The organism is Flavobacteriales bacterium, from assembly GCA_016779995.1.
Lineage (GTDB): Bacteria > Bacteroidota > Bacteroidia > Flavobacteriales > UBA7312 > UBA8444.
In genome coordinates this window covers 12,689-29,557 of the sequence record JADHMO010000011.1, presented here as the reverse complement: position 1 = coordinate 29,557, position 16,869 = coordinate 12,689, and the positions used below count along the sequence as shown (strand labels likewise).

Sequence of the window (16,869 nt, the reverse complement as noted above, 5' to 3'; positions counted from 1 at the left end):
GTTTCTAACGAGTTAGAAAACTTAATTGGAGTATTACCTTTTATTCCTATTTTTTATAGTAGTCTCTGAGTATTTATTTTATGTTGTAAATAAAATTTCTATTTAAGATAACAATTTAAGTTTTCCCATAAAAAAAGCCCTCTTAAATTTAAGAGGGCTTTTTTACATTTAAATCAGTTGGTTGGTTATTTAGTTTTTCCTAAAACATAACCTATAACGCCACCCATAATAGCTGCTGTAATACTACCAATAGCTAGGTCAATAATAAAATTTTCAATATTCATAGCCTTAGAGGAATACAAAAAAAAGTTCATACTTAAGGAGTAGAGAAAACCTAAGGTAAGACCTGCAATAACTCCACCTTTTAAGGTGCTGATACTTGCCCATTGCTTATAGATATAAGTAAATAGAAAGGCATAAACAAAGCAGCCAATAAAAATAAAAGCTGTGGCATTTTGACCTTGATTAGGATAAATTTCTGGAAAAAGAATTCCGTAAAAAAGCCATCCTAATAAAAAATAAGTGATTGTTCCTGCAATAGCAGATAAGATAAAAGATTTAGAAGTCATGTTTTTATGTTTTTAAGTTCATTCAAATATAAAAAAAACAACAAATAATTGCTAATTTATTTTTGAAATGCAATTACTTAGGGCTTCTTTCTTTTATTTTTAAAATGTTTGTTTCTTTTAAAATGACCTTTTTTAAAGTTCTTTTTACCTCGACTTCTCTTTTCGGTAATATAAGCTGGTGCAGCTTCGAAACCATTAGGTAAAGGCGTTTTTTCTATTGTTCGTTCTATTAAATCTTCTATTTGTTTAAACTTCAAACATTGTTCTCCATTGATAAAGGTAATAGCTTCACCTTTTCTGTCTGCTCTTGCTGTTCTTCCTATACGATGTACATAATCTTCAGCGTCATTGGGAACTTCATAATTAATAACCAATTCTATTCCTTTGATATCTATTCCTCTAGAAAGTATGTCTGTAGCGACTAAAATTTTAACTTTTTTATTTTTAAAATCTAAAAGAACTTTTTCTCTTTCTTCTTGTTCAAGATCTCAGTGAATATCATGTGCTGATAAATTAGCTTTAATCAAACTTCGTGTCAAATCTTTAACACTTTTTTTAGTCGAACAAAATATCAATACATGGTTTAAATCTCGCCCTTTGAGGAGATGTTGTGTCAAAGCTATTTTTTGTTTGTCGTGAACCATGTAGGCTTTTTGTGTAATGCCTTCGGCTGGTTTAGATATGCTTAAGCTTATTGTAGTAGGATTAACCAAAATATTACTAGCTAATTTTCTAATCTTTGGTGGCATAGTTGCCGAAAACATAAGATTCTGTCTTTCTTTTGGGAGTTTTTTAGCAATATCCATAATGTCATCGTAAAAACCCATATCTAACATTCTATCGGCTTCGTCTAGTATGAAATGTTTAACGCCAGACGCATCAAAATAATTGAATTTCATGTGAGCTAATAGTCTTCCGGGAGTACACACTAATATATCAGAACCATTTTTGATAGCGTTTTTTTGGGCATCAAAATCGGAACCTGTGCCTCCACCATAAATGGGAAATGATGAGGCGTTAGTAAAGTAGCTAAAACCTTCTATCTGACGATCTATTTGTAAGGCTAACTCTCTAGTTGGAGAAACAATAATAGTGTTGATTTTAGAGGTGTTTCCTTTACATAATTTATTGAGGATAGGTAGTACAAATGCAGCTGTTTTTCCTGTTCCAGTTTGAGCACAGGCAATCATATCTTTATTATTTAATATGGCTGGTATTGCTTGTTCTTGTATGGGGGTGGGTTTTTCAAAACCCATCATGTCTAATCCTTCTTGAAGTTGTGGTTCAAATCCTAAGTCTTTAAAAATCATGCTTTACGTTGTCTTACTGCCTCATATAATATTACACCAGCAGATACGGAGACGTTCAATGAACCGATGTTACCCAACATTGGGATTTTTGTTTTGTGAGTACATAATTTGAGATACTCTTCTGAAATACCATCTTCTTCAGAACCCATTATAATAGCTGTAGGTATAGTATAGTCGGGAGCATAAATTAAATTTTCTGTCTTTTCCGTACAAGCTACAACTTGAATACCGCTATTTTTTAAAAAATCTATTGTTGCTTTTAGATTAAATTCTCGACAAATTGGCACACTACTTAATGCTCCTGCTGAAGTTTTCATAGCATCACCATTAATAGCTGCGCTACCACGTTCAGGTACTATAATGGCGTGAACTCCTGAGCATTCAGCACTTCTTACAATTGCTCCAAAATTCCTTACATCAGTAACTCTGTCTAAAATTAAAAATAGAGGGACTTTGCCTTCCTCAAAAAGTTGAGGGATAATATTTTCAGTTCTATGAAAAGTTATGGGCGAAACGAAAGCAAATACACCTTGATGATTTTTTCTAGTGAGTCGGTTGAGTTTTTCTACAGGAACATGTTTATAGTTCACCCTATGCTTTTTTACCAATTCCCATAGTTCTGCAAAAATGTCACCTTTCAAACCTTTTTGAATAAAAAGTGTATCGATTTCTTGACCAGCGGTTATTGCTTCAATAATTGGACGAAGTCCAAATATAGCATTCTCGTATCTAGTTATCTTCATCCTGATTTGCTCTGTCTATAATATTTTGAGGTAAGCTTTTTTTAGTTTTAGCTCCTAAGTCTTTTAGATTTTCTATTTTTTTAATGATGTTACCTTTGCCTTCAGTGAGTTTACTCATAGCATCTTCATAGCTATCTCTAGAACTTTTTAAACTTTTCCCTACTTTAATTAGGTCTTGAACAAAGCCTTCAAACTTATCGTAAAGTAAGCCACCTTCTTTAGCAATTTCTAGAGCATTTCTTTTTTGGTCTTCTTGTTTCCAAATAGAAGCCACTGTACTAAGAGTTGCCAATAGAGTAGAAGCAGAAACTAGAACAATGTGTTTTTCTAGAGCATTAAGATAAAGGTTTTTGTCTTCATTCAGAGCTAACATTAAAGCTGGTTCATTGGGTACAAACATTAAAACGTGATCGGGTGTATTAATTCCATATAGGCTTGGATAGTCTTTATCGCTAAGCTCCATATAGTGTCTTTTAATACTATCTAAGTGTCGTTTTAAGGCTTGTTGTTTTTTTATTTCATCTTCGGCATTATAATATTCTACATAGGCAGTAAGAGAAACTTTTGAGTCAATAATAAGGTGTTTATTATCTGGTAGGTTGATGATGAAGTCAGGTTTTTTTAATTTACCTTCATCATCTTTATAACCAGCTTGTGTGCTGAAATGAACGCCATTAGTTAATCCAGATTTTTCAAGTAATAATTCTAACCTACTTTCGCCCCAATCTCCCTGAGTTTTAGAATCTCCTCTCAAGGCATTCGCTAAATTAAGAGCATCTTGGCTAAGCTTGTTATTCAAGGATTCTAAGCTGATAATTTTTTGCATTAGCATCGCATTTCTTTCAACACCTTTTTCGTTAGTGTCTTCTACCTTTTTCTTGAACTTTTCTATTTGTTCACTTAATGGACTTAGAAGTGAATCTATTTGCTCTTTATTTTGTTTTTTAAATTTTTCTGAGTTTAGGTCTAGTATTTTATGGGCTAAATTTTCAAACTCTTTGGTAAGTCGCTCTTCCGTTTCTTCTTTTGTTTCTTGAGCGTCTTTAATTTTTTCATTTAAAATTTTTATGCGTTCTTCTTTGGCACTCAACTCAGATTTTAACTCAATGATTTGCTGAACCAATTCATCGTTTTTAGAGTTATCAGTCTCTTGTGATTTGGATCTGTTTTGAAAAGATATCAGGCCAAATCCTAAAAGTAAAAATGTGATTATTATAAAAAATTCCATAAATTATCTTGTGGCTAATTTAGTTTAATTATCTAAAATAAGGACTTTTACGCCAATCTTTATCTTAGCGTATAGCTCGATGACATCAGTATTCAACATTCTAATACAACCATGCGAGGCAGGGGTTCCTATTTTGCCTTCTTCAGAAGTGCCATGTATATAGATATATCGACTGTATGAGTCCACATTTCCTCCTTTATTAATATCTTTTTCCATACCGCTTAGCCATAATATTCTACTTGTTATATCATCTGTTTTAGATGAGGTAGTGTCAGAATATATGGTAGCGATTTGTCCGTAAAATACTCTACCAATCATTCTACCATTTTGTGGCGTTTTATCCCCATGTTTTTCTTTGATATAGTGTAGTCCATGCGGCGTCATATCGCTATTTTTTTGGTTTCCAACACCCTTTTTAGCAGTAGAGACATGATATTCTTTCACAATAGTATTTTCAACAATATGGTACATCTTTTGTTCTTTCACAGAAACAAAAAGAATCTCATCATAAGTTTTTCCTTTTTTTTCTTGACAGTAGTTGTTAACTCTATCAACGATACTATCATCTGCTGAGAAAGAAAATAATAGAAATATGAAAAGTATCACTTGCCCCATTTGATTGGTTTTTGATTTAATCTTATAAGGATTTCGTTTGTCATAGAGAAATGCTTACAGCCAAAAAAGCCTGAATGAGCTGAAAAAGGAGAGGGGTGTGCTGCAGTTAGTATATAATGTTTTTCATTATTTATAATTTGAGCTTTGTTTTGAGCAAAATGTCCCCAAAGCAAAAAAATAAGATTCTCTTTTTCTTCAGATAATATACGAATGACATTGTCTGTAAATTCTTCCCAACCCTTTTTTTGATGAGAACCTGCTTGCCTTGCTCGAACGGTAAGTGTAGCGTTTAGCATTAGAACACCTTGTTTAGCCCAATGTTCCAAATTGCCAGATGAAGGAATTTCTAAGTCTAAATCATCTTTTAATTCTTTGAAAATATTTTGCAGAGATGGTGGTGGTTTAATTCCATCAGAAACAGAAAAACACAATCCGTTAGCTTGCTTGGGTCCGTGATAGGGGTCTTGGCCAATTATCACAATCTTGACATTATCAAATGGACAAAGATTGAAAGCTGAAAATATCTTGTTTCCAGCGGGATATATTATTTGTGTTGCTTTTTCTGACTTCAAGAATTTTTTAAGACGAATAAATGATTCAGATTGAAAGCTATCTCTAAGTTTTTCTTTCCAGCTTGACTCTATTTGTACAGGTTTAGAATTCACTTATCAAAGATAGAAGATTGAGTCCGTTTTCAAAAATAAAATACGTAAATTTGTACGTGTTAATTACAACGTTTATATATCTATGAAAAAGATTATTTTAATATCCTTCCTTTTATTATCCATTTCCTTATGTCTATCTTCTTGTGGAGTAACAGAGCCTTGCCCTAATTATTCAAAGGCATCAGTCCCTCAAGAAAATTTAAGCTAAATGAATTGGATTAACTTAACTAACATGTCCGAATTGGACAAAATAAAAGAAGATTCTTTTCAGAATCCTCAGTTTATTTTTAAGCATAGTACACGTTGTTCTATTAGCAAAATGGTATTGAGTCGTTTCGAATCTACTCACGATTCAGCATCTCTGTCAGTTTATTTATTAGACTTATTAAACTATAGAGATATATCTAATCAAATAGCAGATGATTTTAATGTAAAACATGAATCGCCTCAGCTTTTAGTGATAAAAGATGGTGAGTGCCATACACATTCATCACACACGTCTATACACCAACTTAACCTTTTCGAATAAACCTAATGAGTGAACAAAGCATTCAAAAAAAACCTAAATGGCTTAGAGTAAAACTACCAACAGGTAAAAATTACAAACACGTTAGAAAACTTGTTTCAGACAATAAATTGCACACAATTTGTGAAAGTGGAAATTGTCCTAATATGGGAGAGTGTTGGGGAGAAGGTACAGCTACTTTTATGATACTTGGAAATATATGTACCCGTTCATGTGGGTTCTGCGCTGTAGCTACAGGCAGACCTTTGCCGGTAGATTGGGAAGAACCAGAAAAAGTTGCTGAATCAGTACGTCTAATGGAAGTAAAACATTGTGTTATTACATCGGTAGATCGTGATGAATTGCCTGATGGTGGTTCTTTAATTTGGGTAGAAACGGTCAAGGCAGTTAGAAGAAAAAGTCCAGGCACTACAATGGAAACTCTTATTCCTGATTTTAAAGGAATTGAAGAGCAAGTTCAACGCATTATTGATGTTGCTCCAGAGATAGTTTCCCACAACATAGAAACGGTAAGAAGGCTTACAAAAGAAGTTAGAATTCAAGCTAAATATGATAGAAGTTTGGCTGTTTTAAAACAACTGAAAGAGGGTGGTATGCGTACCAAATCAGGCATTATGCTTGGTTTGGGTGAAACAGAAGAAGAAGTTATTCAGACTATGGACGATTTGCGTTCTGTAGGGGTTGATATTATGACTATTGGACAGTACTTGCAGCCAACCACTAAGCATTTACCAGTTAAAGAATTTGTTACACCTGAACAATTTGAAAAATATAAGCAAATAGGATTAGCCAAAGGCTTTAGATTTGTTGAAAGTTCACCCTTAGTTAGGTCGTCTTATCGTGCCGAAAAACATATGGCATAAAATTATCTTTTTGTCACTTAAAATAGAAATAATTTGTAAATTTATCCCTCTAAAATAAAACTATCAATAATGAAAAATTTTATCATCACTTCAATTTCTTTAGTTCTATTGGCTTTTTTATTCGTTGATTTATCTCAACATGATAAACAGAGTTATGTTCCTTTAGAAGAAAGGATTTCAGAACCTTCTAAAGGTTTTAAAGGTGCTTTTGAATATTTACATCGTTTAAAAGCTAACGAAAATGGTGAGATTCCTTTGGAAGCAGTTTTAAAAGCTAGAGAACAAGTTGAAGCTAGAAGAGGCGCGAGGTCAAGTGCAGCAAATACTACCTTGCTCTGGACAGAAATGGGTCCTGATAATGTTGGAGGTAGAACACGTGCTATACTTATTGATAAAGATAATTCTGATTTGATTTATGCTGGTGGTGTTTCAGGTGGTTTGTGGAAGTCTACCAATGCAGGTTTAACTTGGAAAATTGTTCCAGGTACCGATCAATTGGAGTTTTCTGGTGTTGTGAGTATTTGTCAAACTACCAATGGTGATATATATTTCGGAACGGGAGAGGGTGCAACTTCTAACATGGGAGGAGCTTCTAACGGTGCTTCTGCATTTATTGGTGGTGGTATTTACAAATCTACTGATGGTGTGACTTTTGCTCGTCTAGAGTCTACTGCACCATCAAACTTAATTTCTACAAGTTTTGATTTTGCTTCAGTAACAGAGATGGCGGCTCACAATACAGATCCTAATACTGTCTATGCCGCAACAAGAAGAGGTATCAAAATTACAACAGATGGTGGTCAAACTTGGGAAGCAGGTTTGGTTAGTTCTGCTGAGTTTTTCGACGTTGAAGTAGCCATTGACGGCTCGGTGTTTGCTAGTACATCTTCTTCAGTTTTCTATTCTGCTGACGGAACTCCTGGTAGCTTTAGCCAACTGTCATCTGTAACAACATCATTTGGTGGAGGCTCAGGAAGAATAGAATTGGCTGTATCGCCTTCAGATGTAAATTATATCTATGCTATTTTCTCAAACCAAGGTGGATTAGGACGTTATAAAGGAATATATCGTTCTACAGACAAAGGAGAATCTTGGGATATGATTTTACCGGGTTGGTCAGGTTCAACACCTCCTACCTACAATATCTTTAATCAACAAGCCAATTATGCAATGGCTTTAGCTGTAGACCCTCAAAACAAGGACAGAATAATAATTGGTGGTTTAGATTTGTGGGAGTATGAATATGGTGTTGATATTGAACCAATATCTTATTGGGCAATTTCTGAATTTTCCAATTTTTATGTGCATGCAGATCACCACGAAATAATTTTTGACGAAACTAATCCGGGTCGAATTTATTTCGGTCACGATGGTGGCGTGTCACGAACTGATAATAATGGAGCAAGTTTTGTTACTATGAATCGTGGATATGGTGTTACTCAATTTTATACTGTTGACTATTCTAAAGACGGAAAAGTTATAGGAGGAACACAAGATAATGGTACACAATACATCAATTTTTCTAATAATGTTTCTGATAAAAATGCAATTGAAATTGCAGGTGGTGATGGTGGATATACTCAAATTTCATACATTGACCCAGACATTATCTTTTCAGAGAGTCAAAATGGATCAGTTAGACGTTCTGCAGATGGTGGAGCCTCTAACGGTACACTAGAAAACTTTCTTGGCTTAGACCTTGCTGGATTAGCTGAAACAGCTAGTGATGAAAATGATAATGGCTTGTTTGCTACATTTATTAACCCTATGTACTTGTGGGAAGATGTTGATGATGATGGTAATCCTTTGGATACAAGTTTCTTCTTTGCAGCAACGACAGAGATTGCACTATCAGGTTCAGACTATTGTGTTTACATGACTAAGCAAGCTCTTGATTTTAGTATCACGCCAACATGGTTTCAAGTGACTCCAATTTATAGCAACCCAATTGAAAGAATTTCAGTTACTCCTGATGGTAATCATATGTTTTTCTCTATTAATAATAACCTTTACAGAACTGATAATTTAAATTTAAACGTTGATTCTATCAAGGACACCTATGATTTCTTAGATGTTGGTGAAACTAGTAGTGACCCTAACGGTGATAACGCTAATGCAGTAGTTAATACTATTAAGTTAAACACTTTATTCCAATATACAATTACAGATATAGCAGTAGACCCTAATAACAAAAATAATATAGTAGTAACCGTAGGTGGTTACGGTTCTTTTGATCATGTTTACAAGTCCACTAATGCCATGTCAGATGACCCTACTTTTACTCCAATACAAGGAAACCTTCCAGATATGCCTGTTTATTCAGCAGTTATTGATGTGAATAATTCAAACAACATTATTATAGGAACGGAGTTTGGTGTTTGGTCTACTACCAATGGAAATAGCTGGATTAATGAAGACGATGGTATGCCTTTAGTTCCTTGCCACATGTTGCGTCAGCAGTATTTACCGGGAGTCAATAAAGGGGTTGTTTATGTTGGTACTCACGGACGTGGTATCTTCAAATCAAGCAATACATCTTCTGTATTTGATTACACTAATGATGATTCTGATAATGTAAATATGCTTTCTATTTATCCTAATCCAGCAGAATCGTTCATCAATCTAGAATTGAGTTCTGATATCAATGTTTACGATGTATCCATTATTGATTTAATGGGTAAAGAAGTTTACAATTCTAATTCTTTATCTTCAACAAGAATTGATATTTCTACTTTAGAGGTAGGAAATTACATTATTGTTGTCAATACTGATTCTGGTAAGCAATTAGGTAAATTTGTAAAAACAAGATAGAATAATAGATTTATTTAAAAAAGCTCTACATTTTTGTAGAGCTTTTTTTTTCTAATGTTATTATGAAAGTACGTATAGCAATAAATGGTTTTGGAAGGATAGGCAGGGTGTTTCTTCGTTCAGTTTTAAAGCACCCTAATATTGAGGTTGTGGCGATTAATGATTTATCATCGTCAGAAACCATGTCACACCTTTTTAAGTACGACTCTGTTCACAGAACATTTGAAGGAAAAGTAAGCTATACTAGTAATTCAATAGTTGTTGATGATAAGCCCATATACTATAGTTCAATTTCTGAACCAGAAAAATTACCATGGAAAGACTTAAAAGTCGATATAGTTCTTGAATGTACCGGTAATTTTAAAACCAAGAAATTAGCATCTAAACATTTAAAAGCTGGTGCGAATAAAGTTATTATATCGGCTCCACCGACCGATAGTGATATCAAAACTATCGTAATGGGGGTAAATGATGATTTAATTGATGGTACTGAGCAAATACTTTCCAACGCTTCGTGCACCACCAATAGCGCAGCTCCTATGATACAATTGATAAATAATCATTTTGGTATAGAAAGTGCATATATTACAACAATACATTCATATACAACTGACCAGAGGCTTCATGATTCACCTCACAATGATTTAAGAAGAGCTAGAGCAGGAGCAACATCTATAGTGCCAACTACAACAGGTGCTGCTAAAGCAATTACTAAAATTTTTCCCGACCTTGATGACAAGATGGGTGGTTGTGGTATTAGAGTTCCTGTGCCAGATGGTTCATTGACAGATATTACATGTATTATCAAAGAAAATACATCAGTCGCTGAGATTAACGAATTATTCAGAAAAGCAGCTAGTGGCCCATTAAATGGGATTCTCAGCTACATAGAAGAACCAATCGTTTCTGTCGATGTTTTAGGAAATAAGCATTCCTGTGTATTTGATTCAAAGCTAACGTCTGTTATCGGTAAAATGGTAAAAGTTGTCGGTTGGTACGATAATGAAGTTGGTTATTCTAATCGTTTAGTTGACCTAGTGGCTAAAATTAGTAACGTTTAAGTTCAAGCTTTTTACCATCAAATACGGCATAGCTATTGTAATTTACCCACTCTCCTAAGTTAATATAAGTCGTATTATTTCCTAAATTGACTTCTAATGGCAAGTGTCTGTGACCAAAAATGAAATAATCTACATCAATAGTTTTCATCTTTTCCTTACAAAATTGAGTTAGCCATTCTTTCTCGCCATGGAAATTTTCATCTTTTTCTCCATTGGCAATTCGACTTTTCTTAGACCAATATTGAGCTATTGAAATTCCTAAATTTGGGTGAATTCTTTCAAATAGCCATTGGCATAATTTATTTTTAAATATTTTTTTGATGAGTTTATAACCATTATCTCCTGGCCCTAAGCCATCTCCATGACCAATAAAAAAACGCTTTCCTTTTAGTGAAATTTCTATAGGTTCTCTGTAAATATGAGCATTTATTTCATCTTCTAGGTAGTCAAAAAGCCACATGTCATGATTGCCCGTAAAAATGTGAATAGGAATACCTGAGTCGCTAATTTCTGCTAATTTACCAAGTAAACGCACATAGCCTTTAGGCACAGCTTTTTTATATTCGAACCAAAAATCAAAGATATCACCTACTAGATAAATGGCTTCAGCATCACTTTTTATTTCGTCTAGCCACTGGACAAATAATTTTTCTCGCACCAAACTTTTTTCTTTGTTAGGAACGCCCAAATGTAGGTCAGATGCAAAATATATTTTACTCAAAGATTTCTTTTAATTTGTTAGCTAATATAGTGCCTCTTAGATTACGGGCAATAATTACACCGTTTTCATCTAGTAAAAATGTAGATGGAATACTTGTTATTCCATAATCTAAACATACCGAAGATTCAAAACCTTTCAATTGGCTGACTTGTTTCCACTTTAAACCATCTTGATTTATAGCTTTTAGCCAGTCTGCTTTTGCATCTATGGTTTTTGTAGTGTCATCTAATGATATACCAACAATCTCTAGGCCCATAGGGTGGTATGTTTTATACAAATCCACAATCAGTGGATTTTCTCTTCTACAAGGTACGCACCAAGAAGCCCAAAAATCTAGTAATACGTATGAGCCTTTTAAAGTAGATAACTCAAAGGGTTTGCCTTGACTATCATTAATTTTAAAATTAGGTGCTTGTGCACCTATTGCTGTGTTTTTCTCACTTTTTACTTTTTCTTTAACATCATTTATCCAAAAATTATTTGGATAAAGTGAATCCAAATTGCTTGAAACCTTTTCGTAGTAATTAAAGTATTCAGCTACATCTCCCAGTTGTTGAAGTGTAATAAGGTTGATGAATAGATTGGGGTTTTCATCAATAAAACGCTTCAAATCTTCCTTTTGTTGAAGTATAATGCTATCGTATTTTTTACGTATTCTTTCCAATACGATAGATTCTTCTACTGTACCCACCGATTTTTGATAGATGATTTTGAGCGAATCAGTTTTGGGTTTTATGGAATTAATAATTTCAAGTAATTGTGTGTTTCCTTCTACTTCTTTACTTCCACTTGCTTGAAAATTTACTAGAGATGAAATATCAGCTTTGAACACAATAGTATCTTTATCCTGAATTGCTATCAAGCCATAGTTTTTATCAGATTCTGATATTCTGTAAAAGTTGATAGAGTCAGCTTTATAATTGAAGGAGAAACTCTCGTCTTTGATTTGACAAGAATCTACTTTTTCAATAGCATTAAGCGTTAATTTTTCTAAGAATAACCATTGACCATCTTTAGCATTAGTAATAGTGCCGCTTATATTTCCTTCATCTATAGAGCAAGCCCCTAAGAATAAAATGCTAACAAAAAATAAAATATTTTTCATCATAGTTTATTTTTCTAATGCTTCTCTTACTAATTGGTTGGCTATTTTGGGGTCTGCTTTTCCCTTAGAAAGTTTCATTACTTCGCCCATAAATAAGCCTATAAGACCTTTTTTACCTGCTTTGTATTCCAATACTTTTTCTGGATATTTTGCAATTGCTTCTTCCACAAATGACTGCAGAGCATCGGTATTACTCTCTTGTATCCAATTGTTTTTCTTAGCAATTTCTTCAGCAGAAATATCATTACCTATAAGTTCGCCAAAAATCTTTTGTGTTGCTACTGAGTTACTAACCTTTCCTTCATCTACTAATTGTATAAGTTGTGCTAAGCGTTTAGTAGAGATACTAAATTGACTCATTTCAATAGCATTTTCATTGAGGTAAGATTTTACACTTCCGTTCACAAAATTGGCGGCAGCTTTATAGTTTTTAGTGTGCTGACACAGTTCGTTGAAGTATAAAGCAATGTCTTTTTCTTCAATGATGACATTGGTATCGTATTCAGAAAGACCATATTCAGTAGTGAATTTTCTAAATAACTCTTTAGGAAGTGGTGGAAGTGATTTTTTTACTGTCTCAATGTACTCTTCTGTTACCAGTACAGGTTGTAAGTCTGGTTCAGGAAAATACCTGTAATCGTTGGCATCTTCTTTACTTCGCATTAGAGATGTAGTTCCTGTATTGGCGTTAAAACTTCGTGTTTGTTGTTCAACTACACCGCCATTTTCAAGAATTTCTATTTGACGATCCATCTCGTGCTCTATAGCTCTTTTTACATTTCTTAAAGAGTTCATATTTTTAACCTCGGCTCTATTTCCAAAGGTTTTACTTCCCTTAAGCATAACAGAAATGTTGGCATCACACCTTAAACTACCTTCTTCAAGGTTACCATCACAAATGTCCAAGTAGCGTACTAATTTTCTTACTTCAGCTAGATATTGGTAGGCTTCATCAGAAGTACGAATATCGGGTTCAGATACAATTTCTATTAGAGCTACACCAGCTCTATTCAAATCGACTAGAGAATTGAAAGGGTCTAGGTCGTGAATACTTTTACCAGCATCTTCCTCCATATGTATTCTAGTAATATTGATGGGCTTAGTATTTCCATTAGCATCTTTAACGTTTATAACACCACCATTGCATATTGGGGTTGTATCTTGAGTAATTTGATACCCTTTAGGTAAATCAGGATAAAAGTAGTTTTTACGAGAATACTCGTTACGTTCTCTTATGGTCGAGCCACAAGCAATGCCCATTTTTACAGCGTATTCAATGACTTTGCTATTACTTTTTGGTAGAGTGCCAGGGTGACCTAATGTGATTGGACTAGTCTGTGTATTTGGACTAGCACCGTATTCTGTAGAATCGTTACAGTAGGCTTTGGTATTAGTAGAAAGCTGAGCGTGGACTTCTAATCCTACAACTAATTCGTATTTATCTCTTAGGCTACTCATTGCTTAATTTTGTGTAAATATAATTAAAGTATCTCTTCTAATGTTTCTTCAATTGCTACGATAGTAGTATCAAGTAATTCTTTGGTATGAGTAGTTGATAAAAACAAACTTTCAAAAGCAGATGGAGCAAAGTAAACACCTCTTTTTAATACACCATGAAAAAGGGTTTTAAATAAATCTGCATTAGCATTACATGCGTCATCAAAATTATTGACTTCATCTACGTCAAAATGAAAGCTTATCATAGAGCCGACTCTATTAATGGTGTATCTCAGGTTTTTATCATCAAACACATGTCTAAGTTCTTGTTCAAAATAGGCTGTATTTTCTTCTAGTTGAGAATAAATATTTGGATTTTCATTAAGCTCTTTTAATAAGGTATAGCCACAGCCCATAGCTATGGGGTTTCCGCTTAGCGTTCCCGCCTGATATACAGGGCCAACAGGAGCAACCATATCCATAATTTCTTTTTTACCACCAAATGCACCAACAGGTAATCCTCCTCCAATAATTTTGCCAAGAGTTACCATATCAGGAGTAACACCATAGTATTCACTAGCACCACCTTTTGATAGTCTAAAACCTGTCATCACTTCATCAAAAATCAAAACAATATCGTGTTCATTGCACAGATTTCTTAGCCCTTCCAAAAATCCTTTTTTAGGGGGGATACAACCCATATTTCCAGCAACTGGTTCAAGAATAATAGCGGCAATTTGGTTGGGGTTTTCTTCGATTATTTTTTTTACTGCTGATAAGTCATTGTAAGGAGCTAACAAAGTGTCTTGAGCTGTTCCTTTAGTTACACCGGGACTATTAGGGACTCCTAGTGTAATTGCGCCACTTCCTGCTTTAATTAGGAAGGCATCAGCATGGCCATGATAATTACCTTCAAATTTGATAAATTTTTCTTTGTTGGTATAGCCTCGTGCTACACGTATAGCACTCATACAAGCTTCAGTGCCAGAATTGGTCATTCTTACCTTTTCTACAGCAGGTACCATTTCGCAAATTAACTCGGCTATGTCGGCTTCTAATTCGGTTGGTGCACCAAAAGATGTGGTATTCTCAGTTGCTTTTTTTAGTGTTTCGACAATTGGTTCATGACAATGCCCTAAAATCATTGGACCCCAAGAACCGATGTAATCAATGTAATTTTTACCATCGACATCAGTAAGAATAGAACCTTTGGCAGATTTAAAGAATAAAGGTGTGCCACCAACAGAGCGGAAAGCTCTCACCGGAGAATTTACACCGCCAGGTATAAATAATTGAGCTCTTTCAAAGAGTAATTCACTGTTATTCATTGTTCAATAGTTTAGAAGCTTCTTTAGCGAAGTAGGTTGCAATGAGTTTTGCTCCTGCTCTTTTAAAACCTATTAATGATTCCATCATTGCTTTATCGTGGTCTAGCCACCCTTTTTCACTAGCTGCTTTAATCATAGCATATTCTCCAGATACTTGATAAACACTAACAGGCACATCAAATTGTTTACTGATTTGTTTTACCATATCTAGATAGGGCATTCCCGGTTTTACCATTACGATATCAGCACCTTCATCGATATCGTTATCGACTTCTGCCATAGCTTCAGATGAATTAGCTGGATTCATTTGATAGGTTTTTTTATCGCCAAAACCTGGTGCAGAGTCTAGTGCATCTCTGAAAGGGCCATAGAACGAAGAAGCGTATTTTACACTGTACGACATAATGCCAACATCGGTATAACCTTCGTCTTCTAACTTTTCTCTAATAGCACCTATTCGTCCGTCCATCATATCAGATGGAGCTACCATATCAACTCCCGCTTGTGCATGTGAAAGTGCCATTTCTGCTAACACTTCAATAGTTTCATCGTTCAGTATTTCTTGACCATCAACGATACCATCGTGACCGTGAATAGAGTAGGGGTCGAGAGCAATATCGCTCATAACATACATATTGGGTACTTCAGCTTTCAATTTTTTTATGGCTCTTTGCATAAGTCCATTTGGATTAATAGCTTCTTTACCCTCATTATCTTTGAGAGAATCTTCAACTTTAGCAAAAAGTAGTGCCGAGCGTATACCTAAATCATAGCACTCTTTTACCTCTTTGACTAGCAAGTCTAGTGTGTAACGAAAATAACCAGGCATTGATGCTATTTCTTCTTTTTTATTTTCTCCTTCCATAAAGAATAAAGGAACAATAAAGTCACTAGGGTGCAGTCTATTTTCTTGTACCATTGCTCTTATAGCACTATTCTTTCTCAATCTTCTATTTCTATTTTCTGGAAACATAATATCTGATTTAAGCCCAATCTACTGGGTTTTTTAATACTTCAATAAGTTGTTCTTCAGCACTTCCCGATTTTGGTTTGTGGTTGTATTCCCACCTTACGGTAGATGGTAGACTCATAAGAATGGATTCTGTCCTTCCTTTTGTTTTAATCCCGAAGTGTGTTCCTCTATCGTGCAATAGATTAAATTCTACATAACGCCCTCTACGTATTTCTTGCCAAACTTTTTCTTCTTGAGTGTAGCTTTTATTCTTGTGCTTTTCTACTATTGGTAGGTAAGCTTCTAAAAAGGCGTTGCCTGAATCTATGCTGAAATTCATTATTTCTTGGATGCTTTTGTGGTCATTTTCTTTCTGATAATCGAAGAAAATTCCTCCTATGCCTCGACACTCATCTCGGTGTGAGTTGTAAAAATAAGCGTCACACTCTTTCTTAAAGTTAGGGTAGTATGATGGGTCGTGCTTATCACAAACTTTTTTATTGACTTGATGAAAATGTTTAGCATCTTCTTCATCAAGATAGTAGGGGGTAAGGTCTGTGCCACCGCCAAACCATGCAGTTTTAATGTTACCAGCCTTATCGTACATCTCAAAATAACGCCAATTGGCATGTACAGTTGGTACTTTTGGGCTTTTAGGATGAATAACTAGAGATAATCCACAGGCATAAAATGTAGCCTCATCAACTTTAAATTTTTCTTTGAATAAATCAGGTAACTCGCCATGAACAACGGATACGTTTACTCCACCTTTTTCTATGACCTTTCCATTATTGAGGATTCGTGTTTTACCACCGCCACCACCATCTCTTTGCCATTGGTCTTCAACGAATTGGCCTAGAGTATCAGCATGTTCTAAGCCTTTGCATATTCGATTTTGCAAGTCAAAAATATGTGCTTCGAAAATTGCTTTGATG

General features: G+C 34.6%; 15 protein-coding genes and 1 pseudogene. 4 read left to right on the top strand and 12 right to left on the bottom strand.

Features of this window, described 5'->3' with window-relative positions; all coding sequences use genetic code 11:
* Positions 1-185: 185 nt before the first annotated feature.
* The 6 genes and pseudogenes from ISP71_07120 to ung form a co-directional block, all read right to left on the bottom strand.
* Entirely contained in the window at positions 186-569 is a 384-nt protein-coding gene (locus tag ISP71_07120) for a hypothetical protein (protein MBL6663855.1), read from the bottom strand.
* Between the two features lie 77 nt (positions 570-646).
* Positions 647-1,879 (bottom strand): annotated as a pseudogene (locus tag ISP71_07115) (DEAD/DEAH box helicase).
* A complete protein-coding gene (gene rlmB / locus ISP71_07110) occupies positions 1,876-2,622 on the bottom strand; it encodes a 23S rRNA (guanosine(2251)-2'-O)-methyltransferase RlmB (protein MBL6663854.1) in 747 nt (248 codons plus the stop codon). The pseudogene ISP71_07115 and the gene rlmB overlap by 4 nt, the downstream one beginning before the upstream one ends.
* Positions 2,609-3,850, bottom strand: coding sequence for a DNA recombination protein RmuC (gene rmuC, locus ISP71_07105; protein MBL6663853.1), 1,242 nt, complete (start codon positions 3,848-3,850; stop codon positions 2,609-2,611). Before rmuC ends, rlmB begins: the two co-directional genes overlap by 14 nt.
* Before the next feature lie 24 nt (positions 3,851-3,874).
* Positions 3,875-4,465: a L,D-transpeptidase gene (locus ISP71_07100; GenBank protein MBL6663852.1), complete on the bottom strand. Its 591-nt coding sequence runs from the start codon at positions 4,463-4,465 to the stop codon at positions 3,875-3,877.
* The gene (gene ung / locus ISP71_07095; protein MBL6663851.1) at positions 4,453-5,130 is read right to left on the bottom strand and encodes a uracil-DNA glycosylase; all 678 of its coding nucleotides are present in this window, start codon (positions 5,128-5,130) and stop codon (positions 4,453-4,455) included. Before ung ends, ISP71_07100 begins: the two co-directional genes overlap by 13 nt.
* Before the next feature lie 208 nt (positions 5,131-5,338).
* Here ung and ytxJ point away from each other — a divergent pair, with 208 nt between their 5' ends.
* The 4 genes from ytxJ to gap all read left to right on the top strand — a co-directional run bounded on the left by ytxJ (position 5,339) and on the right by gap (position 10,391).
* Entirely contained in the window at positions 5,339-5,659 is a 321-nt protein-coding gene (ytxJ, locus tag ISP71_07090) for a bacillithiol system redox-active protein YtxJ (protein ID MBL6663850.1), read from the top strand.
* Positions 5,660-5,664: 5 nt separating this feature from the next.
* Positions 5,665-6,519 (top strand): lipoyl synthase, encoded by an 855-nt coding sequence (lipA, locus tag ISP71_07085; GenBank protein ID MBL6663849.1) that lies wholly within the window; start codon positions 5,665-5,667, stop codon positions 6,517-6,519.
* 69 nt (positions 6,520-6,588) lie between these two features.
* Entirely contained in the window at positions 6,589-9,330 is a 2,742-nt protein-coding gene (locus tag ISP71_07080) for a T9SS type A sorting domain-containing protein (GenBank protein MBL6663848.1), read from the top strand.
* Positions 9,331-9,392: 62 nt separating this feature from the next.
* Positions 9,393-10,391 carry a type I glyceraldehyde-3-phosphate dehydrogenase gene (gap, locus tag ISP71_07075; protein MBL6663847.1) on the top strand — a complete coding sequence of 333 codons (999 nt, stop codon included), beginning with the start codon at positions 9,393-9,395 and terminating at the stop codon, positions 10,389-10,391.
* Here gap and ISP71_07070 read toward each other — a convergent pair.
* The 6 genes from ISP71_07070 to hemF are packed head-to-tail and all read right to left on the bottom strand — an operon-like array spanning position 10,378 to position 16,868.
* A complete protein-coding gene (locus ISP71_07070; GenBank protein MBL6663846.1) occupies positions 10,378-11,112 on the bottom strand; it encodes a UDP-2,3-diacylglucosamine diphosphatase in 735 nt (244 codons plus the stop codon). The two genes, gap and ISP71_07070, sit on opposite strands and share 14 nt — an antisense overlap.
* Entirely contained in the window at positions 11,105-12,220 is a 1,116-nt protein-coding gene (locus ISP71_07065) for an AhpC/TSA family protein (GenBank protein ID MBL6663845.1), read from the bottom strand. The genes ISP71_07070 and ISP71_07065 overlap by 8 nt, the downstream gene beginning before the upstream one ends.
* A gap of 3 nt (positions 12,221-12,223) precedes the next feature.
* Positions 12,224-13,675: an Asp-tRNA(Asn)/Glu-tRNA(Gln) amidotransferase subunit GatB gene (gene gatB / locus ISP71_07060; protein ID MBL6663844.1), complete on the bottom strand. Its 1,452-nt coding sequence runs from the start codon at positions 13,673-13,675 to the stop codon at positions 12,224-12,226.
* A 23-nt stretch (positions 13,676-13,698) separates the two neighbouring features.
* Positions 13,699-14,982, bottom strand: coding sequence for a glutamate-1-semialdehyde 2,1-aminomutase (hemL, locus tag ISP71_07055; GenBank protein ID MBL6663843.1), 1,284 nt, complete (start codon positions 14,980-14,982; stop codon positions 13,699-13,701).
* Positions 14,975-15,955, bottom strand: a complete 981-nt coding sequence (gene hemB, locus ISP71_07050) for a porphobilinogen synthase (protein MBL6663842.1) — start codon at positions 15,953-15,955, stop codon at positions 14,975-14,977. Before hemB ends, hemL begins: the two co-directional genes overlap by 8 nt.
* Positions 15,956-15,965: 10 nt before the next feature.
* The gene (gene hemF / locus ISP71_07045; protein ID MBL6663841.1) at positions 15,966-16,868 is read right to left on the bottom strand and encodes an oxygen-dependent coproporphyrinogen oxidase; all 903 of its coding nucleotides are present in this window, start codon (positions 16,866-16,868) and stop codon (positions 15,966-15,968) included.
* Position 16,869 lies beyond the last annotated feature (1 nt).